Origin of the sequence: Limnomicrobium aquaticum (assembly GCF_040545545.1) — a bacterium.
GTDB lineage: Bacteria > Pseudomonadota > Alphaproteobacteria > Rhizobiales > Rhizobiaceae > Ensifer_A > Ensifer_A aquaticum.
Window position 1 is genome coordinate 357,698 of record NZ_JBEPMB010000003.1, and the last position, 23,856, is coordinate 381,553.

The window sequence follows — 23,856 nt, forward strand, 5'->3', positions numbered from 1 at the left end:
GACGTTTTATGTTGGGATATTCGATAATTCGAGCATTGATCGATTTTTGATCGCTGTCAATAGTCGAGCATTGATCGAGTTATGTACATTTTGTCCGACTGGAGGAGGAGCTTTTGAATCAAGTGGATGAGCCGGCGGTGGCGGCAGCCGAAGTGACTGAAAATGCCCCGCAGGGCCGCTCTTCACGCCGAAGCCGGGGCCAGCAGGCGCGCAGCCGCGAGCGGGTCGACCAGTTGCTGGACGCGGCCGAAGCGCTGGTGACCGCGCATGGATTCGATGGTCTCAAGATGCGCGAACTGGCCCGTTCGGCTGGTCTGCCGATCGCCTCGATCTATCACTATTTCCCGTCGAACATCGCCGTTCTGAGGGCGCTGGCGGAAAAGCATCTGGTGGAATTGCAGACGGTGATTGCCGCCTCGATGGAACGCCACATGGAGGCCAATCTGAAGCCGGAGCAAGCGCCGGAAGCGGTCGGCCGCGTGGTGATGGATGTCGCGACCTATCTCTCCTCGCGCACCGCCACCGCCACGATCTGGGATGCGCTGCGCGCTGTCCCGGAACTCAGGGCGCTCGACATGGACGACACGGCGGCCAATGCCCGCTTCATCGCACCCTACATGGCGCGGCTTGCCGGCAACCTGTCGCCGGAAGAGATGCAGGACTTTTGCCTGATCCTGATTGAGTCGCTGCAAAGCAATCTCATGGTCATCATGCACGCGCCGCCGGAGCGGCAGCCGACGCTGATGCAGTCGCTCGCCCGATTTGCGACCGCCACGGTGAGGGGGTTGCAGCTGTCGAACACGTGAAGCGGCGGGCGGTATCCCGCCTTTGTTGCAATGCAGCATTTGCATGGCTGCGATGCAATATCAGTGCTGGCGCTGGCCACGGGCTCTGGTATCTTGAACTCATTGAAGCGCGGCACCTCCTCCCGCCCGCTTCGAGCATCAGGCTCTATCTCCTCCCGAAGGGCCTGAAGAAGAGCAGCAGCACTCCTCCTCCCAGTTGCTGTTCTGAATTTCGAGAAGCCTGCCGCACCTCCTCCCGCGGCAGGCTTTTTCGTTTCTGGATCCTCAATAACTCTGTTCGGGCCAAAACATCACGTCCGTGAATCAGTCTAAGTTTTTGGATTCATAAGTCTCATTGGACGCGGGAGTCGCGATCGGCGACTCTTTCGCCATGACGACACCCTCGGACGATATCTATCTAGAACGGCGCGATCCGGCCAAAAACATGGCGCGCTTCTACATGCTCTCCATCGAACCCACGCTGTTCGGCGATGTGCGGCTGCGGCGGCATTGGGGGCGGATTGGTACGCGCGGGCAGGTCAAGCTGCACGATTTTGCCAAGCGCGAAGAGGCGGCGGCACTGTTTGCCAGCCTGCTTCGGGCCAAGCGCCGGCGCGGCTATGGCGAGGCGTGAAGCGGCACAAAAAAGCCTGCGCAAGTCCGCGCAGGCCTCCGTTTTGCTTTAATCAGGCGATCAGGCGAGCGTTACGCGCTTGCCGGTCTTCGCGCTTTCGAGCGCGGCATCGGCCAGCTGCAGGGCCTTAAGGCCGTCCGTGCCGGTCGGGCTGATCGCGGCGCCGTCAACGATGGCCGCGATGAAGGCGGCGATTTCGTTGGCATAGGCTTCCGTGTAGCGCGTCATGAAGAAATCATGCAGCGGCGGGCGGGTATAGCCCTCGCCATTGGCGATCTCGATGGAGACGGCGCGCTGGTTTTCGGCAGACACGACGCCCTTGGAGCCATGGACTTCGATGCGCTGGTCGTAGCCGTAAGTTGCGCGGCGCGAATTGGAGATCACGGCCTGCTTGCCGGACTTCGTTTCGAGAATGACGGAAGCGCTGTCGAAATCGCCGGCCTTGCCGATTTCCGGATCGACCAGAACGGCGGCATGCGCGGAGACGGAGGCAACCTCTTCGCCGAGCAGGAAGCGCGCCATGTCGAAATCATGGATCGTCATGTCGCGGAAAATGCCGCCCGAACGCTTGATGTAGTCGACCGGCGGGGCACCCGGGTCGCGCGACGTGATTGTCACCATCTCGACCGCGCCGATCTTGCCATCGGCAATCGCCTTCTTCACGGCCATGAAATGCGGATCGAAGCGGCGGTTGAAGCCGACCATTAACTTCGCCTTGGTTTCCTCGACCACCTCAATGCAGTCGCGGACGCGCGCCACATCCAGATCGACCGGCTTTTCGCAGAAGATTGCCTTGCCTGCGCGGGCAAAGCGCTCGATCAGGTCGGCATGGGTGTCGGTCGGCGTGCAGATGATGACGGCGTCGATATCGGCCGACTTTTCGATTTCCTCAATGGTGCGCACGTCGCAGCCATAGGTCTTGGCGATGGCATTCGCGGCGTCCGCGAAGGGGTCGGCGACGGCGACGAGCCTGGCGTCCGCGTTGCCGGCGACAGCCTTTGCATGCACCTTGCCGATGCGGCCTGCGCCCAAGAGTCCGAATTTCACTGTCATTGAGTGTGCTCCCGAAAGTGTCACTTTGTTTCCCGCAATTCCGTCGAAAGCCATGACAGGCTTTGCGGAACTGCCGATCCGAAATGGAACGAAGATTTCATTTGCACGGTCATAAAGGAATGTCCCGCCTCAAACAACGGGTCCTTCGCGAATTTTGGAAGAAGCAGTTGCCGAATTCCATTTTTGGCATAAACATTCCATAACTGACATGCTACGAGGAGAAGCGATTTGCCGGACGTGAACCAGACGGGCGCTGCGCCGCCGGCGGATTTCGAGAGCCTGAAAGCCCAGGTCGTCGGCAACCATGTGAAACTGCCGAAGCGGCTGAAACAGGCAGCGGCCTATGCGCTGGAAAACCCGGACGAGATCGCCTTCGGCACGGCCGCGAGCATCGCGCAGGCAGCCTGCGTGCAGCCGTCGACGCTGGTGCGGCTGGCGCATCAGTTCGGCTATGACGGGTTTTCGCATTTCCAGACCATCTTCAAGGAGCGGCTGCGTCTGCGTACGCCGTCTTATGAAGAGCGGCTGACACAGATCGAGAAATCCGCCGATGCGGCTCCGGAAGCAGCACTTCTGCACGGGTTTTTCGGGGCGGCGCGGTCTTCTATCGCCCGCATGGAAGAGGCGATCCGCGAGGAGGATTTCAAGCGCGCCATCGAGGTTCTGGGCGCGGCAGAGACCATCTATCTGATCGCCAAGCGCCGCTCCTATGCGCTCACCGCGCATTTGTCTTATGCCTTTTCCAAGCTCGGCATCCGCCACCAGCTGGTCGCCTCGGCCAATGGGGTGGACATGGAGACGGTGCAATTCGCGCGGCCGGAAGATGCCGCACTGGCGATTTCCTTCTCACCCTATGCGGCCGAAAGCCTGGACCATGCCCGCGCGCTCCATGCGCAAGGCGTGCCGCTGGTCTCGATCACCGATTCTGCCTTCTCGCCGCTCGCCTCCATTTCCACACTCTGGTTCGAGGTGGCGGAAGCCGATTTCGCCGGTTTCCGCTCGCTTTCCGCTTCCATGGCGCTCACCATGGCGCTCTCTGTCGGGATTGCGGAGTATCGTCGGCATCAACAGAATGACACGGAATAAAAACGGAATATAAATTCCGAATTGACAACTTAATGGCTTTTGTGTTTCATCCGCCGCAAACGACCTGACGGTCGACAAAACAAAACGTGGAGGACCGCATGCCGCGCCTTGATCCGGGCTTCAAGCCCGAGGCTGAACTCGATGTCATCACCATCGGCCGCTCCTCCGTCGACATTTACGGCCAGCAGATCGGCGCGCGGCTCGAAGACACGGTGAGCTTTGCCCGCTCGGTCGGCGGCTGCCCGGCCAATATTGCCATCGGCACCGCACGGCTGGGGCTGAAATCGGCTATCATCACCGGCGTCGGCGACGAGCAGATGGGCTCCTTCATCAAGGAGCATCTCGCCCGCGAAGGTGTAGAGACGAAGGGCATCAAGACCGACCCGACTCGGCTGACCGCGCTCGTCCTCCTCGGCGTCGAGAACGACAAGACCTTCCCGACGATCTTCTATCGCGAAAACTGCGCCGACATGTCGATCACCGAAGACGACGTGAGCGAGGATTTCATCCAGTCCGCCCGCGCCGTGCTTGTCACCGGCACGCATTTCTCCAAGCCGAATACAGAGGCCGCGCAGAAGAAGGCGATCCGCATCGCCAAGTCCAATGGCGCGAAGGTGATCTTCGACATCGACTATCGCCCCAATCTCTGGGGCCTTGCCGGCCATCGGGCGGGCGAGGAGCGCTATATCGCCTCGGACGCCGTTTCCAATCGTCTGAAGCCGGTTCTCGCCGAATGCGATCTCATCGTCGGCACCGAAGAGGAAGTGCTGATTGCCTCGGGCGAAGCTGATCTTCTCGCGGCGCTGAAGGCGATCCGCGCCAATTCGTCCGCCACGATTGTGCTCAAGCGTGGCCCCATGGGCTGCATCGTCTATGACGGCGCGATCCCGGACGATCTGGAACAGGGCATTGTGGGGCAAGGCTTCCCGATCGAGGTCTATAATACGCTGGGTGCCGGCGACAGTTTCATGTCCGGCTTCCTGCGCGGCTGGCTGAAGGGCGAGGAGCACAAGACGTCGGCCACCTGGGCGAATGCCTGCGGCGCCTTCGCCGTCTCGCGCCTGCTCTGCTCGCCGGAAATTCCGAGCTTCACCGAGCTCACATATTTCCTCAAGCACGGCAGCAAGGAACATGCGCTGCGCAAGGATGCGGATCTCAACCACGTCCATTGGGCGACAACCCGCATTGCCGGCGACATCCCGCTGCTGATGGCGCTGGCCATCGACCATCGTTCGCAACTGGTCGATGTGGCACGCGAACTCGGTGTTGATGAAGCGCGCATCCCCGCCTTCAAGCGGCTCGCCGTGGCTGCTGCCGCCCGCGTCGCCAAGGGCCGTCCGGGTTATGGTATGCTGATCGACGAGCGCTTAGGCCGCGACGCCTTCTTCGACGCCATGAAGCAGAATTTCACCTGGATCGGCCGCCCGGTCGAGCTTCCGGGCTCCAAGCCGCTGAAATTCGAGTTTTCGCAGGATATCGGCTCGCAGCTGGTCGCCTGGCCGGTCGAGCATTGCATCAAGTGCCTCTGCTTCTACCATCCCGATGACCCGGCCGCGCTCAAGGCCGAGCAGCAGGAGAAGCTTAAAGGCCTGTTTGATGCTGCCCGCAAGGTTGGCCGCGAATTGCTGGTCGAAATCATTGCTGGCAAGAACGGCCCGCTCGATGACGACACCATTGCGAGGGCGATGCGCGAGCTTTACGATCTCGGCATCAAGCCGGACTGGTGGAAGCTGGAGCCGCAGGCCTCGGAAACCGCCTGGGCGAAGATCGAGGCGGTGATTGCGGAGTTTGATCCCTTCTGCCGCGGCATCGTGCTGCTCGGGCTGGAAGCGCCGGCGGCGGAACTGGAAAAGGCCTTCGCGGCAACGCTGGTCGCACCTTCGGTCAAGGGCTTCGCGGTCGGCCGCACGATCTTTGCCGATGCGGCGCGGCAATGGCTGGGCGGCAAGATGGACGACGAGGCGGCGATTGCCGACATGGCGGCGCGGTTCGAAGGGCTGACAAAGGCCTGGCTGAAGACGCGTGGCCTTAACTGAACAAGAAAATACCGGGAGGCCAATATGGCAAAGACGATCAGGCTGACGATGGCGCAGGCCGTTGTGAAGTTTCTTTCCAGCCAGATGACGGTGATCGACGGCGTCAAGCAGCCGATCTTCGGCGGCTGCTGGGCGATTTTCGGGCATGGCAATGTCGCCGGCATCGGCGAGGCGCTCTATCAGGCCCGCAACGGCTTCCCGACCTATCGCGCCCATAATGAACAATCCATGGCGCATTCGGCGATTGCCTATGCCAAGGCGAATTTCCGCCGCCGCTTCATGGCCTGCACGACGTCCATCGGCCCCGGGGCGCTGAACATGGTGACCGCCGCCGGCGTCGCCCATGTCAACCGTCTGCCGGTTTTGTTCCTGCCCGGCGACGTCTTCGCCAATCGCGCGCCCGATCCGGTGCTGCAGCAGATCGAGGCTTTCGGCGACGGCACGGTGTCGGCCTCCGACGCCTTCCGCCCGGTTTCCCGCTATTTCGATCGTATCACCCGACCGGAGCAGATCATCGTGGCGCTGCGCCGCGCCATGCAGGTTCTGACCGACCCCGCCGATTGCGGCCCGGTGACGCTGTCGCTCTGCCAGGATGTCCAGGCGGAAGCGTTTGATTACCCGGAGAACTTCTTCGAGGAGCGCGTCTGGACCACCAACCGCCGAATCCGCCCGGATGAGAACGAACTGGCGAACGCCATCGCGCTGATTTCGGCGGCGAAGAAGCCGGTCATCGTGGCCGGCGGCGGCGTGCTCTATTCGCTGGCAAGCGACGAACTCACCGCCTTTGCCGACAGGCATGGCATTCCTGTTGTCGTCACACAGGCCGGCAAGTCGGCCATCGACGAGCGCCACCCGCTGGCGCTGGGCTCGGTCGGCGTGACGGGCACGTCTGCTGCCAATGCGATTGCCGAGGATGCCGATCTGGTCATCGGCATCGGCACGCGCTTCCAGGATTTCACCACGGGGTCGTGGGCGCTGTTCAAGAACGAAGATCTCAAGGTTCTGTCGATCAACGTTGCCCCGATCGATGGCGGCAAGCATGGTGCGGAGCCGCTGATCGCCGATGCCCGCGAGGCGCTGACGCTGATCTCCGAAAAGCTGGGCGACTGGCGCGCCCCGACAACGCTCGCCGACAAGGCCGATCTTGCCAAGGCGACATGGGCGAAGTCGGTCGACAGGATGTTCTCGCCCGATTTCGTCACCGGCACGGGCCTGCCGTCGGATGCGCAGGTCATCGGTGCGGTGACGCGCTCCATCGATCTCGAGAAGTCCATGGTGCTCTGCGCCGCCGGCGGTCTGCCGGGCGAGTTGCACAAGCTGTGGCCGGCGACGAAGCCCGGCAGCTATCACATGGAATATGGCTTCTCCTGCATGGGCTACGAGATTGCCGGCGGGCTGGGCGCCAAGATGGCGCGGCCCGAACTCGACATCGTGGTCATGGTCGGCGACGGGTCCTACATGATGGCGAATTCCGAAATCGCCACCTCGGTCATGATCGGCCGCAAGATCACCGTGGTCGTGCTCGACAATCGCGGTTACGGCTGCATCAACCGGCTGCAGATGGCGACCGGCGGAGCGAACTTCAACAACCTGCTCGACGACGCCTATCACGTCGTGCCGTCCAACATCGATTTCCGGGCGCATGCCGAAGCGATGGGCGCTGTGGCCGTGAAGGTATCGACGGTTGCCGAACTGGAACAGGCGCTCGCCGCCTCCAAGTCGCATGACCGCACCTCCGTCATCGTCATAGACACGGACCCGTTGACGACGACCGGCGACGGTGGGCATTGGTGGGACGTGGCCGTGCCGGAAGTGAGCCCGCGCGCAGAGGTCAACAAGGCGCATGAGGCATACAAGAAGGCGCTCGCCTTCCAGCGTCTCGGCTAGATATTCCATATTCCGGGAGCCGAATCCGCTCCCGCTTCTTTTCGAGGAGATACCCATGAAAGCCAAACTTGGCATGTCGCCCATCGCCTGGTGGAACGACGATCTTCCGGACCTTTCCGACGACGTATCGCTGGAAGAATGCCTGCGCCAGTCGCGCACGGCGGGCTTTACCGGCATGGAAAAGGGCCGCCGTTTCCCCGACGATCCGGCGGTCATGCTGCCGATCCTCCGTGCCGCCGACGTGACGCTCTGCGGCGGCTGGTTCTCCGGCACGCTGGTCAACGAGGAATTGTCAGCCAACAAGGACCGCATCGCGCCTATGATCGAGCTGTTCAAGGCGGTCGATGCGCCCTGCATCGTTTATGGCGAAGTGGGGCTCTCGATCCAGGGGGATCGTTCGAAGCCGCTGGCGACGAAGCCGAAGCTTTCGGACGACGAGATGAAGGCCTATGGCCGCAAGGTCACGGCGTTCGGCGAATGGTGCGCCGAGCAGGGCATGCCGCTCTCCTACCACCACCATATGGCCGCCGTGGTCGAGACCGAACAGGAACTCGACGCCTTCATGCGCAATTCCGGCGAGGGCATTCCGCTGCTCATGGATGCCGGCCATCTCGCCTTTGCCGGCGGCGACGTGCTGCGCGCTATCGACAACCACCATGACCGCATCAACCATGTCCATGTGAAGGATATCCGCCGCTCGGTCGTCGACAGCCTCGACCGGACCAAGCAGTCCTTCCTCGACGCCGTGGCGCTTGGCGCCTTCACCGTTCCCGGCGACGGCTCGCTCGATTTCGCCGCGATTGTCCAGCGCTGCGCCGATTACGGTTACGAGGGCTGGTTCGTGGTCGAAGCCGAGCAGGACCCGAAGAAGGCCCCGCCGCAGAAGATGGCCGAGATCGGCCATGCCGAGCTGATGCGCGTCATGACGGCGGCAGGTTATGAGGTGGAAACACAAGGGTTTCCGGTGAAGTGACACCTTCTCCCCTCGGGGAGAAGGTGGCCCGAAGGGCCGGATGAGGGCTGGGTCGGCACTCAGCGTTTGCGGCCAAGACCCCCTCTGGCTGCCGCCATCTCCCCCACAAGGGGGGAGACGACCTGCCTTTCCCGCCTCAGTCCCCTTTGAAGGACGGCGGTGCGGCCGGGTTAACTCCCTCCCCCTTGTGGGGAGGGTTGGGGAGGGGCATTTTTCAGATCAAAGGAGCAAACCATGTCCAAACTTCTCGTCAAGCCGAACGGCGATCACGGTCTGGTGACGAAGGTCACGCCGGAAAGTGCGGGCTGGACCTATGTCGGTTTTGAACTGCACAGGTTGAAGGCTGGGGAAACGGTGTCCGCTGAGACCGGCGACCGCGAGAATTGCCTCGTCTGGATTTCAGGTTCGGCCAAAGCGAAGGCTGGCTCTGAGGATTTCGGCTCGCTCGGTGGTCGAAAGAGCCCGTTCGAAGGGGCGCCGGATGCGCTTTATGTGCCGATGGACTCCAGCTGGTCTGTGACGGCGGAGACGGATCTGGAACTGGCCGTCTGCTCGGCCCCCGGCGGCGGCGATTACAAGGTGAAGCGCATTGCGCCCGGCACGCATCCGCAGATCACGCGGGGCAAGGGCTCGAATGTGCGCCTCGTGCACAACATCATGCCGGAGGACGACAATTCGGCGCATTCGCTGCTGGTCGTCGAGGTTATCACCCCGAACGGCAATACCTCGTCCTATCCCTCGCACAAGCACGACCGGGACGATCTGCCCAACGAAAGCTTCCTTGAGGAAACATACTACCACCGTCTCAACCCGCCACAGGGCTTTGCCTTCCAGCGGGTTTACACGGATGATCGTTCACTCGACGAGGCGATGGCAGTGGAAGATGGCGATGTCGCGCTGGTGCCGAAGGGCTATCACCCCTGCGCCACCATCCATGGCTACGATCTTTACTATCTCAATGTCATGGCTGGCCCGAAGCGGGTGTGGAAATTCCATAACCAGAAAGAGCATGAGTGGCTGCTGAAATAGGCGCAGCGCAGAATGCTTCATTCAAAGCTCTCTTTGATCAGCGCTTGTTGTCGCCATAGGCGGGGCTGATCAGGAAGAGGGCGAGTGCGATCAGCATAAGATAAGCGAGTGCAAGCAAATGCGTCGCCTGCATTGTTCTGCTGACGAAGCCGTAAAAGAGATGCCCGGCCGCCACGAAAGGCGACGCTGCGACTGCAGTCAGGATTGCTACCAAAGCGACTCTAAACAGGTAAAGTTCCAATTTCTTCATGAAAACAACCCCGAAACATGGGGCCATTATAACGACGTTTTTCAATCTTTCCTGATAACCATTTGTTAAGGTTAACGTCAGTTGATGACCTGTAGTTGTGCCCTGGCTGCGGCACGTCCCGTTTGACCGCCTTTGCAAATTCCCCTCCGAGGCGGCTTGCGGCGGGAATACAAGTTATATAACATAATCATCTAACGGTTTCTGTCGGGAGGGTGTCGTATCTGCAAGGGTGCGACGGCAGAGTGCAACCGCCTGCAGTCATCTTTGATACCCAGTTTTCAAGATGTGAATTGCAAATCGGAAGTCACGGGAGGAGTTCCAATGAAATTCAAATTCTCACTGCTGGCCGCAGCCTGCGTTGCAGCGCTTGGCCTGTCAGGCGCGGTCGCCAAGGCCGAGGACGGTGTTCTCACCGTCGGTGCGACACTGTCGACCACCGGGCCGGCCGCCGCACTCGGCATTCCGGAAAAGAACGCGCTGACGCTGGTGCCGACCGAAATCGGCGGGCTGAAGGTCAAGCTCATCGTTCTTGACGATGCCGGCGACCCGACACAGGCCACCACGAATGCCAAGCGCCTGATCAACGACGACAAGGTCGACGTGATCCTCGGCTCCTCGACCACGCCGCCGACCATTGCCGTGTCCGCCGTCGCTTTTGACGCCAAGGTGCCGCATTTCGGTCTCGGCCCGATGCCGGTGACGCCGGGCAAGGAACGCTACACGGTGATCATGCCGCAGCCGGTGCCGCTGATGGCCGCCGGCATTTTCGACCATATGAAGAAGAACGGCGTGAAGACGGTTGGCATGATCGGCTTCTCCGACAGCTGGGGCGATCTCTGGCTCGGCCAGTTCAAGGCTGCTGCCGATAAGTATGGCCTGAAGCTCGTTGCCGATGAGCGCTATGCCCGTGCCGACACCTCCGTGACCGGTCAGGTGCTGAAGCTCGTGGCGGCCAAGCCGGATGCCGTTCTCGTTGCCGCTTCCGGCACGGGCGCAGCACTTCCGCAGGCAACGCTGCGCGAGCGCGGCTTCAAGGGCCTGATTTACCAGACGCATGGCGCCGTCTCGCAGGACTTCATCCGCATCGCCGGCAAGGCCGCCGAAGGCGTGATCATGGCTTCGGGCCCGGACATGCTGCCGGAAGGCCAGCCGGACAGCGCGCTGACCAAGGCGCCCGGTATGGCGCTGGTTGCCGCTTACGAGCCGAAGTTCGGCCCCCGCAACCAGTTCGCCGGCCATCCGTGGGATGCGTTCGAAGTGCTGAAGCGCGTCATTCCGGTGGTGTTGAAGAAAGCCAAGCCCGGTACGCCGGAATTCCGCGAAGCGATTGCCGATGCGCTGATCACCGAGAAGGATATCGGTGCCTCGCAGGGCGTCTACAACTTTACCGCCACGGATCGTTACGGCGTCGATGAACGCGCCCGTATCATGCTGACGGTCAAGGACGGCAAGTTCGAACTGGTGAAGTAAGTTCGATGACCAGAACGGGACCCGGCCAGCCCGCCGGGTCCCCTTTCCGAAAATGATCATTCGTGACAGGCTGCAGACTGCGGCTTCTCTAAAGCTGTGCCCGGAAGGAGACAAAACTTGGATCTGACGATTCTGCTCTTTCTGGTGCAGGACGGCATCACCAACGGCGCAATCTACGCGCTGCTCGGCTTCGCGCTGGTGCTGGTCTTCGCGGTCACGCGCATCATCTTCATCCCGCAGGGCGAATTCGTCGCCTATGGCGCGCTGACCTATGCGACGCTGCAGGCCGGTCATGTGCCGGGCACGGCCTATCTGCTGCCTATCTTCGCCTTTGTCGCGCTTCTCCTGGACCTGCACGCCGAACGTAGCCGCATCACCGGTGCGTTTCTTCTTCGCCAGGGCATCGAGAAGATCGTCGTGCCGCTGGGACTGCTTTTTGCCGCCCGCGAACTGGCCGGCGTCTCGACGATCGCAAGCCTCGTTCTGACCGTCGCCATCGTCGCTGCCCTTGGGCCGCACCTCTACCGCATTGCCTTCCAGCCGCTGGCCGACCGCAGCGTGCTCGTCCTGCTGATCGCTGCCGTCGGCACCCATCTCGCCTTGACAGGACTCGGCCTCGTCTTCTTCGGGGCGGAAGGTCTGCGGGCCGATGCGCTCACCGATTTCTCGGTCGATCTCGGCCCGCTGCCGGTCAGCGGCCAGAACATCGCCGTCTATGCCGCAACCCTGCTGCTGATTGCCGGGCTCTACTGGTTCTTCGAGCGCACCGTGCAGGGCAAGGCGCTGCGGGCGACTGCCGTCAACCGGCTGGGTGCGCGTCTCGTCGGCATCCGCACCAAGGGCACCGGCAAGGTTGCGCTTGCGCTCGCCGCCGGCATTGGTGCCGTCTCCGGCGTGCTTCTGGCGCCGATGACCACGATCTACTACGACACCGGCTTCGTCATCGGCCTCAAGGGCTTCGTTGCCGCCATTATCGGCGGTCTCGCGAGCTATCCGCTGACCGCCGCAGCCGCGCTGGCGGTAGGGCTCATCGAAAGCTTCTCGTCCTTCTTCGCCAGCGACTACAAGGAAGTCATCGTCTTCACGCTGCTGATCCCGGTTCTTCTGGTCCGATCCTTCGCCAGCAAGCATACGGACGAGGAGGACTGAGCCATGACCAACCGTATCGCCCTTTGCCTCTTCGCCGCCATCGTCATTCTGGCGCCCTTCATTCCCGGCTTCCCGCCCTTCTGGATCATCCTTCTGGACAATATCGGGCTTGCTGCCATCGTCGCGATGGGCCTCGTCGTGCTGACGGGCGTCGGCGGTCTCACTTCCTTCGGACAGGCCGCCTTAGCCGGCTTCGGCGCCTATTCCGCCGCCGTGCTCACAACCCACTACGGCTGGACCCCGCTCGCAACACTGCCCGTGGCGCTGGCCGTCTCGGCACTTGCCGCCCTGCTTCTCGGCTTCGTCACAGTACGCCTCGCCGGTCACTATCTGCCGCTCGGCACCATCGCCTGGGGTCTGGCGCTCTATTATCTATTCGGCCAGCTTGAACTGCTCGGCCGTCATGACGGCATCAGCTCCATCCCGCCGCTGAGCATTGGTCCGATCAGCTTCCACGAGCCGGCGCGGCTCCATGCCGTCATCTGGGGCGCGCTGCTGCTCTCAGGCATCGCGACGCTGAACCTTCTCGACAGCCGCATCGGTCGCGCCATCCGGTCGCTGCGGCGCGGTTCGACCATGGCCGGAGCCTTCGGCATTTCGGCAAGTCAGGCCAAGCTCATCGTCTTCGTTTACGCCGCGGTGCTCGCCGGTCTTTCCGGCTGGCTCTACGCCTTCTTCCAGAGCGCGGTGACGCCGAGCCCGTTCAACCTGAATGCCGGCATCAGCTATCTCTTCATGGCGGTTGTCGGTGGGGCGGGGCAGGTCTGGGGCGCGATTGCCGGGGCCTTCATCATCACCGAACTGCGCGACGTCATCCAGCGCGTCATGCCGGCGCTGATTGCCGACAGTGCGCTCTATGAGCCCATCGTCTTCGGCGTGCTTTTGATCGTGCTCCTGCAGGTCGCGCCGGATGGGCTCTGGCCGCTGGTGCAACGCTTTCTGCCCGAACCGAAGCCGCGCTCCGTGCCGGCGAATGCAGAGCCGCTTGCCGGCCGCGCTATGCCTGTGGCGCGCGGCGAACAGATCCTCAAGGTCAGCGAAGCCACCAAGAAATTCGGCGGGTTGACAGCCGTCAACGCTGTCAACTTCGGCGTCAAATCCGGCGAGATCGTCGCGCTGATCGGCCCGAACGGGGCCGGCAAGAGCACCACTTTCAACCTCATCACCGGCGTTCTGGCGCTCAGCTCCGGCACCGTCTCCTTCGCCGGGCAGGTCATCTCCGGCATCGGCCAGCAGCGGATCGCGGAACTGGGCGTTGCCCGCACCTTCCAGCATGTGAAGCTGCTGCCCGACATGTCGGTTCTGGAAAACGTGGCGCTGGGCGGTCACTTACGCGGCCGCAAGGGCCTGCTCTCGGCGCTGTTGCGCTTGGACCGGCGCGAGGAAGCGGCCCTCTTCGCCGAAGCCGCGCGGCAGATCGAGCGCGTCGGTCTCGCCGAACATATGCACAAGCCCGCCGGCAGCCTCGCGCTCGGCCAGCAGCGCATCGTCGAGATCGCCCGTGCGCTGACGATGAACCCCTCGCTGCTGCTGCTCGACGAACCGGCGGCGGGCCTGCGTCATTTCGAGAAGGGCCAGCTGTCTCAGCTTCTGAGCCAGCTGCGTTCGGAAGGCATGAGCCTGCTTCTCGTCGAACACGACATGGGCTTCGTCATGGGCCTCACCGACCATATCGTGGTCCTCGATTTCGGCACCAAGATCGCCGAGGGCCCGCCGGACGTGATCCGCAAGCATCCGGCCGTGCTGGAAGCCTATCTCGGCGGAGCGGCCGAGCCGAAACCGACATCCCCCGCCGTTTCCGGAGGTGCCGAAGCATGAGCAAGCCATTGCTTTCCGTGTCCAACCTCTCCGTCTCCTATGGCAAGGTCGAGGCCGTGCGCGGCGTCTCGCTCGAGGTCTTTGCCGGGGAAATCGTGACGGTGATCGGTGCCAACGGTGCCGGCAAATCGACGCTGCTCAACGCCGCCATGGGCATCCTGCCCGCAGTAGGCGAACAGGCATTCGATGGCGCGCCCATCGGCCGGCTGGAGGTCGAGGACCGCGTGGCCGCCGGCCTTTCGCTCGTCTCCGAACGGCGCGAGCTCTTCTCCTCGATGAACGTCGAGGACAATCTGCGCCTCGGCGCGGTGCGCTTTTCGGAACGCGAGGCGCAGAGCCGCATGGCCGGCGTGTTCGACCGTTTCCCGCGTCTCAAGGAGCGCCGCCGTCAGGAGGCCGGCACCATGTCCGGTGGCGAACGCCAGATGCTGGCCATGGGCCGCGCGCTGATGGCTGGGCCGAAAGTGCTGATGCTGGACGAGCCGAGCCTCGGCCTCGCCCCCCGCATCGTCGCCGATATCTTCACCATCATCGAAGACCTGCGCAAGGACGGCGTGGCGATCCTGCTGGTCGAGCAGAATGCGCGTGCAGCGCTCAATGCCGCCGACCGGGCCTATGTGATGGAACTCGGCGAAATCACCATGAATGGACGCGCGGCGGATCTCGCCAACAATCCGCAGATCGAGCAGAGCTATCTCGGGCTGCATTGAGCGGCGGCATGGGGTGGACCGAGAGGTTTTGCCGTGCGGCTTCCCCCTCATCTGTCCTTCGGACATCTTCTCCCCGCTGGGGAGAAGAGGAAGCTGCGGCGTCTCCATTTCTCCCATTTTCAAGAAGGTCCTCGCCGTAGCGGTCACTGCTTCTCCTCGCCCCTCCGGGGAGAGGTGCGCCGAGCGCAGCGGAGGCGCGGTGAGGGGGCGGCACGGCAGAACGCCAGCCGTTTGCCAAACCACAAAGCCCCCTTCCTCGTATACCTCACCGCGCGCTCTTGAATTCCCCGGAACCCGCGCATCATATGGGCGTTGACCACTTGCCCCTGCCATCTCAATGAGGTCCCGCCACCCGATGGATGCCGAGCAGCTTCTGAGCCCGAGACCCGAGGGGCTTTATTGCCGGCCGGGCGGCTTCTATATCGATCCGGTGCGGCTGGTCGAGCGGGCGCTGATCACCCATGGGCATTCCGACCACGCGCGGCCCGGCCACGGCGCGGTGCTGGCGACGCGGCGGACGCTGGATATCATGGGGCTGCGCTATGGCGCGGATTTCTGCGGGACTGAACAGGCCGCAAGCTTCGGCGAGACGATCGCCATCAACGGCGTTACGGTCCGCTTCCACCCCGCCGGCCATGTGCTCGGCTCGGCGCAGATCGCCGTTGAGATGGACGGCACGCGCATCGTCGTCTCCGGCGACTACAAGCGCTCCCCCGATCCGACGGCGGAAGCCTTCGAGCCGGTGGCCTGTGATGTCTTCATCACCGAGGCGACCTTTGGTCTTCCTGTGTTTCGCCATCCCGATCCGGACAGGGAGATGGGCAAGCTCATCGCCTCGCTGAAACTCTTCCCCGAGCGCACGCACATGATCGGCGCCTATGCGCTGGGCAAGGCGCAGCGGGTGATCGCGCTCTTGCGCCGGCAGGGTTACGACGCGCCGATCTATATTCACGGTTCGCTCGACAAGCTCTGCCGCTATTACCAGAGCGAGGGGATCGATCTCGGCGAGTTGCGCCCCGCGACGGTGGAGAAGGCTGAGCGGCCGGATTATCGCGGCGCGGTGGTCATCGGCCCGCCATCCTCCTTTTCCTACCGCTGGGCGCGGCGCTTTGCCGAGCCGCTGACCGGCTTTGCCTCCGGCTGGATGATGGTGCGCCAGCGGGTGCGCCAGCGCGGCGTCGAGCTGCCGCTGATCATTTCCGACCATTGCGACTGGGACGAGCTGACGGCGACGATCCGCGAGATCGCGCCCAGCGAAGTCTGGGTGACGCATGGGCGCGAGGAGGCGCTGGTGCGCTGGTGCGAGCTGCAGGGCGTGGCCGCCAAGCCGCTGCATCTCGTCGGCTATGAAGACGAGGGCGACTGATGGAAGCCTTCGCCAACCTTCTCGACCGGCTGGTGCTGACGCCGCAGCGTAATGGAAAACTGACGCTGCTGGCCGACTATTTCGCCACCGCGCCTGACCCGGATCGCGGCTATGCGCTGGCCGCACTCACCGGCACGCTCGACATCCATCTGGTCAAGCCCGCGCTCATCCGCGATCTGGTGCTGGAGCAGATGGATGCCGAACTCTTCCGCTATTCCTATGACTATGTGGGTGATCTGGCCGAAACCGTTTCGCTGGTCTGGCAGGCGCCGGAATTGCGCCAGGACAAGCAACCGGATTCGCCGCGTCTTGCCGCCGTCGTCGAGGAACTGAATGCGCTCAGCCGCAGCACGGTGCGTTCCCACTTACGCTCCCTGCTCGACAGGCTGGATGCCAGCGGCCGCTATGCCTTCCTGAAACTCGCCATGGGCAACCTGCGTATCGGCATTTCCGCCCGGCTCGCCAAGCAGGCGCTCGCCCAGATGAGCGGCATCGATATTACCGAGATCGAAACGCTGTGGCATGGCTTGGCCCCGCCTTACGTCGATCTCTTCGCCTGGCTGGAGGGCAGGGCGGACAAGCCGGTGCTCGCCACGCCCGCCATCTTCCATTCCGTCATGCTGGCGCATCCCGTCGGCGACGAGGACCTGAAGAAGATGGATCCCGCCGATTTCCTCGCCGAATGGAAATGGGATGGCATCCGCGTGCAGCTCTCGGCCTCGGGCAGCCGCCGGAAACTCTATTCGCGCAGCGGCGACGATATCTCCGACGCCTTTCCGGATGTGCTGGAGGCGGTGGATTTCGAAGGCGTCATCGATGGCGAGCTGCTGATCGGCGGCACGTCGCGCAGCAATGCGCCGACGTTGACCTTTTCCGACCTGCAGCAGCGGCTGAACCGGAAGACGGTGACGAAGCAGCATCTGACCGACTACCCCGCCTTCATCCGCGCCTACGACCTCCTCTTCAAGGGCGAAAAGGACGTGCGCGGCGAGGGGCTGGAGACGCGCCGCGAGGAGCTTTCCCACCTCATCGAGGGCGCCGCACATGACCGCTTCGATCTCTCGCCCACAGTCCCCTTCGACAGCTGGGAGGGCCTGGAAAAGCTGCGGCTCGACCCGCCCGATCCGGTCATCGAAGGCGTCATGATCAAGCGCCGCGAAAGCCGTTATCAGGCCGGCCGCGTCAAGGGCGAATGGTTCAAGTGGAAGCGCGACCCCTATCTCATCGACGCGGTGATGATGTATGCCCAGCGCGGCCACGGCAAGCGCTCCAGCTACTATTCCGACTTCACCTTCGGCGTCTGGACCGGCGCCCCCGGCGAAGAGGTCCTCGTCCCCGTCGGCAAGGCCTATTTCGGCTTCACCGACGAGGAACTGGAAGTGCTCGACAAATTCGTCCGCAACAACACCACAGACCGCTTCGGCCCCGTCCGCGCGGTGCGCGCCGAACCGCAAAAGGGCTTCGTGCTGGAAGTGGCCTTTGAGGGGATCGCATTGTCCAACCGGCACAAGTCGGGCGTCGCGATGCGGTTTCCGCGGATCGCGCGGCTGAGAATGGACAAGCCGCCGATCGAGGCGGATCGGCTGGAGACGTTGATGGGGTTGGTGGGGGAGAGGTGAGGGTGTGCTCGAAGCAGCCGCTCCGCTCTTGAACTGTTAAGGACGCCTGAAAGCTATCGGCGGCTAGTCTGCAATAATAATAATTTATTAATACTTGAAATTGGCGCAATCCCGCCTAGATTCCAGTGGTTGTGTGGCGAAATTTCGCACACCAAACGAGTCGGCCCGGAGGCGTTGGCGCGCCATCCGGGCCTGAGTTACCAACCTTGCGGCAGGCTATGTGATCACATGCAGACTATTTGGGTATCCTCCCACCCGTTGTCAAGTGATTTGTTGCGCTGCCGCATAAAGACATAACGAAAGGCTTATGTCCTATGCCAGAAATGAAAAATATGATTTTCAAAAAGACTAAAATTCGTGTCGATGAAAACGGTCTTGTGAGCTTGTCTGATATTCATATCGCGGCTGGATTCACAAAAAATCAGACCCCTTCGGATTGGATGGGCCTGCCGGGAAGTCAAAGGCAAGTGGCCGCCTTAATTAAGAAAAAGACGGGAAAGTCCGGTCTTTTTGCGCCTGAAGATATCAAAGCGGCGTGGTACACAAAGAAAGGTCCAGAAGGTGGCGTCTGGGCAGATGAAAATCTTGCGTTGGGTTATGCAGCGTACCTTTCGCCAAGTCTCGCTGTGGAAATCCGTGAAGTATTTCTTCGATACAAAAAAGGTGATGAGTCTCTTCATTCCGAGATTCGCGAAAATGCTAGACGACACGTTGATGAGGCCAGAGAGCGTCATCGGCTCATCGGAAAGCAGGTGCGGAAAGACTATACCGCAACATTAAAAGATCACGGTGTTGAGAAGCCTTTTGACTACGCAAACTGCACGAATGAGGTCTACAAGCCTATACTAGGTGGGACCGCAAGCCAGGTTAAGACCGCTCGAGGACTTCCTAAGAGGGTAAATCTGCGGGATCATATGACTACGAGCGAATTGGCTTTCGCGATGGCTGCTGAAGCACTGGCGACCGAGCGCATCGAGCAGGCTCGATCGGATGGTTATGTTGAATGTCGCGATGAAACAAGGTTCGCAGCAACTTCAATTGGCAGTGCCATCGACGCGGATAGAAAGAACCGGCAAAAGAAGCTTTTTTGAGAAGATGGGGGCGTTCAACCACGCCCCCGTCATGCCGGACTTGATCCGGCAACCAGTGCGCGATGTCCATCGCGCGGGAGACTCTTCCTACGAAGCACGCACTTGACGAATCCTTTCAGCCCGCAGACGCGGGCTGGCTGGATCCCGGATCAAGTCCGGGATGACGGAGTTTTGGGGAGCGCCGACCGACACATTGGCCGTTTCGGATGTGGCTCCGCCTCACAACAACAGCAGATAATGCGCGATATCCTCCCAATCCGGGTTCATGGTCTCGATCAGGTCGAGCTTCCATTTCCGGGGCCAGTTCTTGATCGCCTTCTCGCGGGCAATCGCATCGGTCACCAGATCGAATTCCTCGAACCAGACCAACGTCTTGACGCCATAGGTGGAGGTGAATCCCGGTGTCACATTGTTCTGGTGTTCGTAAAGCCGGCGCGGCAGGTCGCTGGTGACGCCGGTGTAAAGCGTTCCGTTGCGTTTCGAGGCGAGGATATACACATAGCCTTTCATGCTATGGTTGTAAATTGGGTTGCTCTTTGTTGCAACACTCTGGCGGATGTTGTTTGGCCTCGACGGCTTCCTTTCACTCCGTCATGCCGGACTTGAACCGGCATCCAGTGCGATCACGTCCGTGATCGCGAAAGACTCCTTTCACGGCGCGGACGCGCCGTGGCTGGATACCGGCTCAAGGCCGGTATGACGGAAGCGGGAAGTCGCCGCGTGTGGAAACCTCTCCGTCGAGCTTATTCCCCCTCACACCGTCGGCACCGTCCCCCCATCGATCACAAACTCCGTCCCCGTGATGCTGCTGGCGCGATCCGAGGCGAGGAAGGCGATGAGGTTGGCGATTTCTTGTGGGGAGGACGGGCGGCCGAGCGGAATGCCGCCGAGGGAGGCCATGATCAGGCGTTTGCCGTCTTCGATGTCTCCGCCGTTTTCGGTTCCGAGCCGTTCGGCGAAGCGGATGGCGGCTTCGGTTTCGATCCAGCCGGGCGAGACGCGGACGACGCGGACGCCCTTCGGCGAGACTTCTTTCGACAGGGCCTTGCTGTAGGTGGAGAGTGCCGCCTTCGCCGCCGCATAGGCGGTCGTGGCTTCGGGTAGCGGCATGATCCGCTGGATGGAGGAGACATGGACGACCACGCCGCCGCCTTGCGCGATCATGCCGGGGAGGAGGGCGCGGTCGAGCCGCACCGCCGGCATCAGGTTGAGGTCCAGCTCCCGTGCCCACTCGGCGTCGCCGAGGGCCGCGAAGCCGCCCGCTGGCGACGAGGAGCCGCCGAGCATGTGAATGACGATGTCCACGCCGCCGAGGCGGTCCCGGACGGCAGCGGCGAGGGTTGAGCAGCCTTCGCTCGTGGTGAGGTCTGCCGCGACGAAGTGTGCGCCCTCTTCCAGAGTGGCAGGCCTGGTGCGGGCGCTGGTCATCACGGTTGCGCCGAGTTCGCGAAACAGGCTGACGGTCGCCGCCCCGGCGCCGCGCGTGCCCGAGGTGACGAGCGCACGCTTGCCCTGTAAGCTGACGAACGGGATCATGGTTTGATCTCCAGTTCGGCGATCTTCTCCTTATCGAGGACGAAGAAATAGCGCAGGTCGAGCGGGCTGCCGGGGAAGTCGCCGACGAGGTGGCTGGACACCACCGTGCGATGCCCTTCCGTGGTCATCGCGAAAGGCGTAACCGTGTAGGTGTACTTGGTCGAGGCCTCGGCCCTCCAGCGGCGGATGGCATCGCGGCCGCGATAGACATTCCTTTCGTCCGTCACGACCGCATCGTCGCTAAAGCACGCTGCCAAGGCGTCGGCATTGGTGTTCCGGTCGGCCTTGAAATAGGCGGCAATCGCCTCGGGTAGCTGGAAATACATGTTTCGTCTCCTTGTTTCGCTTCTGTCAGTGCCGGGCCAGTGGGCCGGAACGGCATCGATGGGGACAATCTAAGGCTGGACCGATGTTTCAATAAGTGGGATAAAAGCGGATGTAATATTTCGGAAAACGGGATAATGTCACGACACGGTCTGTTGGAGCTGGAAGCGGTGCTCGCCATTGCCGCGCGGAACTCATTCCGCGCCGCCGCGCCGGAACTCGGGCTTTCGACGACGGCGCTCAGCAATCTGATCGGCAAGGTCGAGGGGCAGCTGGGCGTGCGTCTCTTCAATCGCACCACCCGCAGCGTCTCGCTGACAGATGCCGGTCGTGCCTTTGTGGAACAGGTGGCGCCGGCGCTTCGCGAGATCCAGGAGGCGATGGCAACCGCCCGGTCGCAGCAGGAGATCCCGGCGGGAACCCTGCGCATCAACGCCTTCGCGAGCGGCGCGCGCGAAATTCTGGCGCCGCTCCTGCTGGAGTTCCTGCGGCGGTATCCGCAGGTTCACATCGATCTGGTGACGGAAGGCCGCATCGTCGATATCGTGGCGGAAGGCTTCGACATGGGCATCCGAACGGCTGACCTCGTGCCGAGCGACATGATCGCGGTTCCGCTGGGGCCGCCCCGCAGTTTCGCGGTGGTCGCGACACCATCCTATTTCGAAGCGAATGGAAAGCCGAGTGTTCCGCCGGACCTCTTGAGCCACCGCTGCGTTCGCATCCGCTTACCCAATGGCGCGCTCTATCGCTGGCACTTCGAAAAGGAAGGGAAATCGGTACAGATCGACGTTGACGGTCCCATTACGCTCGATGAGGCCACGCTCGCGCGCATCGCGGTTCTGGAAGGGATCGGCATCGGCTTCTTCATGGAAGCCGATGTGCGCGAGGATATCGCCGTCGGGCGTCTGGAGCGGGTGCTTCAGGACTGGACCCCGCCCACGGCGCCGCTCTGCCTCTATTATCCGGGGCGAAAGAACCCGCCGGCGGCGTTCCGCGCCTTCGTGGAAATGGCGCGGACGCTTGTTAGGGGCGCGATGCGGAGCGTATAACCGGCCCGCAATCTGCAACTCTTGCGAGCATAGATCGCCTTAGTTGCCCTTTTTCTTCTTCCAGTCCGGCTTCGAACCCTTGTTGAAGGGCTTCTCGGAGGTTTTCCCACCCGGCTTGCCGTCGAAGCTCTTGCCCTTGTAGGGCGGCTTGCCGCCGTCGGTCTTGCCGGCGTAGTCGCCCTTCTTCTTCCAGTCGGGCTTCTTGAACTCGCCTTGCGGGCGCTCGTCGCGGTTTCCACCCTCGCGGGGGCCGCTGCGAGACATGTCGGGGCGGCCGTCGAGTTTCTTGACGCGGAGCTTGTCCTCGATCAGCATCTTCGGGCCGAGCGATGCCATGAAGCGGTCGGCGGCGCTGGCGTGGATCTCGACGAAGGTTTCGGCCGGCTGCATCTTGATCGAGCCGATATCGCGCTTGCCGATATTGCCGGCGCGGCAGAGCATGGGAATGAGCCAGCGCGGTTCGGCATTCTGCTTGCGGCCGACGGAGAGCGAGAACCAGACACTTTCGTCAAAGTCTTCGCGGGCGCGGGCGGGCTGTGCCTCGAAATCCTGCGTTTTGCGTTCGCGCGGTTCCTTGCCTTCGCGGCTCTTCGGCGCGTAGACGGTCATTTCCTGGATGTCCTCCGGCGCAAAGCGCGTGGAACGGAAATGGCGGATATAGGCGGCGGCGATCTTGTCGGCGCCATGCGCCTCGATGAGGCGGGCCGCCATGTCGCGGTCGTCCTCATCGACGGGAAGCTGCAGTTCCGGATCGTCGATCAGCCGTTCGTCGTCGCGCTGCAGGATGGCGGCTGCTGTCGGCGGGTTGGCCCATTCGGCCTGGATGCCGGCGGCATCGAGCAGGCGCTCGGCCTTGCGGCGGGCGGGCAGCGGCACGATGAGGGCGGAGACGCCCTTGCGGCCCGCGCGGCCGGTGCGGCCGCTGCGATGCTTCAGTGTTTCGGCATTGGTCGGCAGGTCGGCATGGACGACGAGTTCGAGGCTCGGCAGGTCAATGCCGCGGGCGGCGACGTCGGTCGCGATACAGACGCGGGCGCGGCCGTCGCGCATGGCCTGCAGCGCGTGGCTGCGTTCGCTCTGCGAGAGTTCCCCCGACAGCGACACGGCGGGGAAGCCGCGATTGGAGAAGCGCGCCGTCAGATGCGCGACGGCTGCACGCGTCGAGCAGAAGACGATGGCCGTTGCGGCATCGTAATAGCGCAGCGTGTTGAGGATCGCATTTTCTCGGTCATGGTTGGCGCACAGCAGCGCGCGATATTCGATATCGCTGTGCTGCTGTTCTTCCGCCGCCGTAGTGATGCGCATCGCGTCGCGCTGGTAGCTCTTGGCGAGCGTCGCAATCGACTTCGGCACGGTTGCCGAAAACATCAGCGTGCGCCGTTCGGCAGGCGACGCTCCGAGAATGAATTCGAGGTCGTCGCGGAAGCCGAGATCGAGCATCTCGTCCGCCTCGTCCAGCACGACGGCGGCGAGGTTGGAGAGGTCGAGCGCATTGCGTGTTATGTGGTCGCGCAGACGTCCCGGCGTCCCGACGACGATATGGCAGCCGCGCTCCAGCGCCCGGCGCTCTTTCCGCGTGTCCATCCCCCCGACGCAGGTGGCAATCACGGCATGCGTCTCGGCATAGAGCCATTCCAGTTCGCGGGCGACCTGCATGGCAAGCTCGCGGGTCGGGGCAATGGCGAGCGCCAGCGGCGCTTCAGCGGGGCCGAAAAGGCGGTTTTCGCCGAGGATGTCGTGGGCTATTGCCAGGCCGAAGGCCACCGTCTTGCCGGAGCCGGTCTTGGCGGACACGAGCGCGTCGCGGCCCTTCAGGTCGTCTGAGCGCATCGCCTCCTGCACGGGGGTCAATTGCGTGTAGCCGCGCTTTTGAAGCGCGTTGCCAAGCGGCGTCGCAACGCCGTCGAAAATCGTCATGCGGAATCTTTCGGAACAGGACCGGCTGGTGCCTCAAGAGCACGCTGCGGGATCAATCATGCGCGCCTTCTACC

At 62.6% G+C, this 23,856-nt stretch carries 21 protein-coding genes; 15 read left to right on the forward strand and 6 right to left on the reverse strand.

Going from position 1 to position 23,856, the window contains the following annotated elements; translation table 11 throughout:
- The first annotated feature begins 122 nt into the window (after window positions 1–122).
- Entirely contained in the window at window positions 123–806 is a 684-nt protein-coding gene (locus ABID16_RS13270) for a TetR/AcrR family transcriptional regulator (RefSeq protein WP_354556890.1), read from the forward strand.
- A 370-nt stretch (window positions 807–1,176) separates the two neighbouring features.
- On the forward strand, window positions 1,177–1,419 hold the full coding sequence (locus ABID16_RS13275) for a WGR domain-containing protein (RefSeq protein WP_354556822.1): 243 nt from the start codon (window positions 1,177–1,179) through the stop codon (window positions 1,417–1,419).
- 60 nt (window positions 1,420–1,479) lie between these two features.
- On the opposite strand, the gene iolG is transcribed toward ABID16_RS13275, so the two are convergent.
- The gene (gene iolG / locus ABID16_RS13280) at window positions 1,480–2,472 is read right to left on the reverse strand and encodes an inositol 2-dehydrogenase (protein ID WP_354556823.1); all 993 of its coding nucleotides are present in this window, start codon (window positions 2,470–2,472) and stop codon (window positions 1,480–1,482) included.
- A 228-nt stretch (window positions 2,473–2,700) separates the two neighbouring features.
- Here iolG and ABID16_RS13285 point away from each other — a divergent pair, with 228 nt between their 5' ends.
- The 5 genes from ABID16_RS13285 to iolB all read left to right on the forward strand — a co-directional run bounded on the left by ABID16_RS13285 (window position 2,701) and on the right by iolB (window position 9,483).
- Window positions 2,701–3,558 (forward strand): MurR/RpiR family transcriptional regulator, encoded by an 858-nt coding sequence (locus tag ABID16_RS13285; protein ID WP_354556824.1) that lies wholly within the window; start codon window positions 2,701–2,703, stop codon window positions 3,556–3,558.
- A gap of 98 nt (window positions 3,559–3,656) precedes the next feature.
- A complete protein-coding gene (locus ABID16_RS13290) occupies window positions 3,657–5,594 on the forward strand; it encodes a bifunctional 5-dehydro-2-deoxygluconokinase/5-dehydro-2-deoxyphosphogluconate aldolase (RefSeq protein WP_354556825.1) in 1,938 nt (645 codons plus the stop codon).
- Between the two features lie 24 nt (window positions 5,595–5,618).
- Window positions 5,619–7,481: a 3D-(3,5/4)-trihydroxycyclohexane-1,2-dione acylhydrolase (decyclizing) gene (gene iolD, locus ABID16_RS13295; protein ID WP_354556826.1), complete on the forward strand. Its 1,863-nt coding sequence runs from the start codon at window positions 5,619–5,621 to the stop codon at window positions 7,479–7,481.
- Between the two features lie 55 nt (window positions 7,482–7,536).
- Entirely contained in the window at window positions 7,537–8,454 is a 918-nt protein-coding gene (gene iolE / locus ABID16_RS13300) for a myo-inosose-2 dehydratase (protein ID WP_354556827.1), read from the forward strand.
- Between the two features lie 234 nt (window positions 8,455–8,688).
- The gene (gene iolB / locus ABID16_RS13305) at window positions 8,689–9,483 is read left to right on the forward strand and encodes a 5-deoxy-glucuronate isomerase (protein WP_354556828.1); all 795 of its coding nucleotides are present in this window, start codon (window positions 8,689–8,691) and stop codon (window positions 9,481–9,483) included.
- Between the two features lie 37 nt (window positions 9,484–9,520).
- Here the strand turns inward: iolB and ABID16_RS13310 are convergent, their stop codons facing one another.
- The gene (locus ABID16_RS13310; RefSeq protein ID WP_354556829.1) at window positions 9,521–9,733 is read right to left on the reverse strand and encodes a hypothetical protein; all 213 of its coding nucleotides are present in this window, start codon (window positions 9,731–9,733) and stop codon (window positions 9,521–9,523) included.
- Window positions 9,734–10,054: 321 nt separating this feature from the next.
- On the opposite strand from ABID16_RS13310, the gene ABID16_RS13315 reads away from it, so the two are divergent.
- From ABID16_RS13315 to ABID16_RS13345, 7 genes are all read left to right on the forward strand, one after another.
- Entirely contained in the window at window positions 10,055–11,203 is a 1,149-nt protein-coding gene (locus ABID16_RS13315) for an ABC transporter substrate-binding protein (protein WP_354556830.1), read from the forward strand.
- Between the two features lie 117 nt (window positions 11,204–11,320).
- Window positions 11,321–12,352: a branched-chain amino acid ABC transporter permease gene (locus ABID16_RS13320; protein WP_354556831.1), complete on the forward strand. Its 1,032-nt coding sequence runs from the start codon at window positions 11,321–11,323 to the stop codon at window positions 12,350–12,352.
- Window positions 12,353–12,355: 3 nt separating this feature from the next.
- On the forward strand, window positions 12,356–14,170 hold the full coding sequence (locus tag ABID16_RS13325) for a branched-chain amino acid ABC transporter ATP-binding protein/permease (RefSeq protein WP_354556832.1): 1,815 nt from the start codon (window positions 12,356–12,358) through the stop codon (window positions 14,168–14,170).
- Window positions 14,167–14,880 carry an ABC transporter ATP-binding protein gene (locus tag ABID16_RS13330; RefSeq protein WP_354556833.1) on the forward strand — a complete coding sequence of 238 codons (714 nt, stop codon included), beginning with the start codon at window positions 14,167–14,169 and terminating at the stop codon, window positions 14,878–14,880. The genes ABID16_RS13325 and ABID16_RS13330 overlap by 4 nt, the downstream gene beginning before the upstream one ends.
- A 355-nt stretch (window positions 14,881–15,235) precedes the next feature.
- Window positions 15,236–16,246 carry a ligase-associated DNA damage response exonuclease gene (locus ABID16_RS13335; protein ID WP_354556834.1) on the forward strand — a complete coding sequence of 337 codons (1,011 nt, stop codon included), beginning with the start codon at window positions 15,236–15,238 and terminating at the stop codon, window positions 16,244–16,246.
- Window positions 16,246–17,865, forward strand: a complete 1,620-nt coding sequence (locus ABID16_RS13340) for a cisplatin damage response ATP-dependent DNA ligase (protein ID WP_354556835.1) — start codon at window positions 16,246–16,248, stop codon at window positions 17,863–17,865. The genes ABID16_RS13335 and ABID16_RS13340 overlap by 1 nt, the downstream gene beginning before the upstream one ends.
- A 314-nt stretch (window positions 17,866–18,179) precedes the next feature.
- The gene (locus ABID16_RS13345; RefSeq protein ID WP_354556836.1) at window positions 18,180–18,956 is read left to right on the forward strand and encodes a KilA-N domain-containing protein; all 777 of its coding nucleotides are present in this window, start codon (window positions 18,180–18,182) and stop codon (window positions 18,954–18,956) included.
- A gap of 219 nt (window positions 18,957–19,175) precedes the next feature.
- On the opposite strand, the gene ABID16_RS13350 is transcribed toward ABID16_RS13345, so the two are convergent.
- The 3 genes from ABID16_RS13350 to ABID16_RS13360 form a co-directional block, all read right to left on the reverse strand.
- Window positions 19,176–19,466: a GIY-YIG nuclease family protein gene (locus ABID16_RS13350; protein ID WP_354556837.1), complete on the reverse strand. Its 291-nt coding sequence runs from the start codon at window positions 19,464–19,466 to the stop codon at window positions 19,176–19,178.
- Window positions 19,467–19,709: 243 nt separating this feature from the next.
- Window positions 19,710–20,492 (reverse strand): SDR family oxidoreductase, encoded by a 783-nt coding sequence (locus ABID16_RS13355; RefSeq protein ID WP_354556838.1) that lies wholly within the window; start codon window positions 20,490–20,492, stop codon window positions 19,710–19,712.
- Window positions 20,489–20,818 (reverse strand): nuclear transport factor 2 family protein, encoded by a 330-nt coding sequence (locus ABID16_RS13360; protein WP_354556839.1) that lies wholly within the window; start codon window positions 20,816–20,818, stop codon window positions 20,489–20,491. The genes ABID16_RS13355 and ABID16_RS13360 overlap by 4 nt, the downstream gene beginning before the upstream one ends.
- Before the next feature lie 135 nt (window positions 20,819–20,953).
- Here ABID16_RS13360 and ABID16_RS13365 point away from each other — a divergent pair, with 135 nt between their 5' ends.
- Entirely contained in the window at window positions 20,954–21,865 is a 912-nt protein-coding gene (locus tag ABID16_RS13365; RefSeq protein ID WP_354556840.1) for a LysR family transcriptional regulator, read from the forward strand.
- Window positions 21,866–21,904: 39 nt separating this feature from the next.
- Here the strand turns inward: ABID16_RS13365 and ABID16_RS13370 are convergent, their stop codons facing one another.
- On the reverse strand, window positions 21,905–23,782 hold the full coding sequence (locus ABID16_RS13370; RefSeq protein WP_354556841.1) for a DEAD/DEAH box helicase: 1,878 nt from the start codon (window positions 23,780–23,782) through the stop codon (window positions 21,905–21,907).
- Between the last annotated feature and the right edge of the window lie 74 nt (window positions 23,783–23,856).

What these genes read in the sequence shown, in the direction of transcription:
- ABID16_RS13275 (WP_354556822.1), top strand. Translation starts at nt 1,177, where the DNA reads ATGACGACACCCTCGGACGATATCTATCTAGAACGGCGCGATCCGGCC.
- iolG (WP_354556823.1), bottom strand. Translation starts at nt 2,472, where the DNA reads ATGACAGTGAAATTCGGACTCTTGGGCGCAGGCCGCATCGGCAAGGTG.
- ABID16_RS13290 (WP_354556825.1), top strand. Translation starts at nt 3,657, where the DNA reads ATGCCGCGCCTTGATCCGGGCTTCAAGCCCGAGGCTGAACTCGATGTC.
- iolD (WP_354556826.1), top strand. Translation starts at nt 5,619, where the DNA reads ATGGCAAAGACGATCAGGCTGACGATGGCGCAGGCCGTTGTGAAGTTT.
- iolE (WP_354556827.1), top strand. Translation starts at nt 7,537, where the DNA reads ATGAAAGCCAAACTTGGCATGTCGCCCATCGCCTGGTGGAACGACGAT.
- iolB (WP_354556828.1), top strand. Translation starts at nt 8,689, where the DNA reads ATGTCCAAACTTCTCGTCAAGCCGAACGGCGATCACGGTCTGGTGACG.
- ABID16_RS13310 (WP_354556829.1), bottom strand. Translation starts at nt 9,733, where the DNA reads ATGAAGAAATTGGAACTTTACCTGTTTAGAGTCGCTTTGGTAGCAATC.
- ABID16_RS13315 (WP_354556830.1), top strand. Translation starts at nt 10,055, where the DNA reads ATGAAATTCAAATTCTCACTGCTGGCCGCAGCCTGCGTTGCAGCGCTT.
- ABID16_RS13325 (WP_354556832.1), top strand. Translation starts at nt 12,356, where the DNA reads ATGACCAACCGTATCGCCCTTTGCCTCTTCGCCGCCATCGTCATTCTG.
- ABID16_RS13330 (WP_354556833.1), top strand. Translation starts at nt 14,167, where the DNA reads ATGAGCAAGCCATTGCTTTCCGTGTCCAACCTCTCCGTCTCCTATGGC.
- ABID16_RS13335 (WP_354556834.1), top strand. Translation starts at nt 15,236, where the DNA reads ATGGATGCCGAGCAGCTTCTGAGCCCGAGACCCGAGGGGCTTTATTGC.
- ABID16_RS13340 (WP_354556835.1), top strand. Translation starts at nt 16,246, where the DNA reads ATGGAAGCCTTCGCCAACCTTCTCGACCGGCTGGTGCTGACGCCGCAG.
- ABID16_RS13345 (WP_354556836.1), top strand. Translation starts at nt 18,180, where the DNA reads ATGCCAGAAATGAAAAATATGATTTTCAAAAAGACTAAAATTCGTGTC.
- ABID16_RS13350 (WP_354556837.1), bottom strand. Translation starts at nt 19,466, where the DNA reads ATGAAAGGCTATGTGTATATCCTCGCCTCGAAACGCAACGGAACGCTT.
- ABID16_RS13355 (WP_354556838.1), bottom strand. Translation starts at nt 20,492, where the DNA reads ATGATCCCGTTCGTCAGCTTACAGGGCAAGCGTGCGCTCGTCACCTCG.
- ABID16_RS13360 (WP_354556839.1), bottom strand. Translation starts at nt 20,818, where the DNA reads ATGTATTTCCAGCTACCCGAGGCGATTGCCGCCTATTTCAAGGCCGAC.
- ABID16_RS13365 (WP_354556840.1), top strand. Translation starts at nt 20,954, where the DNA reads ATGTCACGACACGGTCTGTTGGAGCTGGAAGCGGTGCTCGCCATTGCC.
- ABID16_RS13370 (WP_354556841.1), bottom strand. Translation starts at nt 23,782, where the DNA reads ATGACGATTTTCGACGGCGTTGCGACGCCGCTTGGCAACGCGCTTCAA.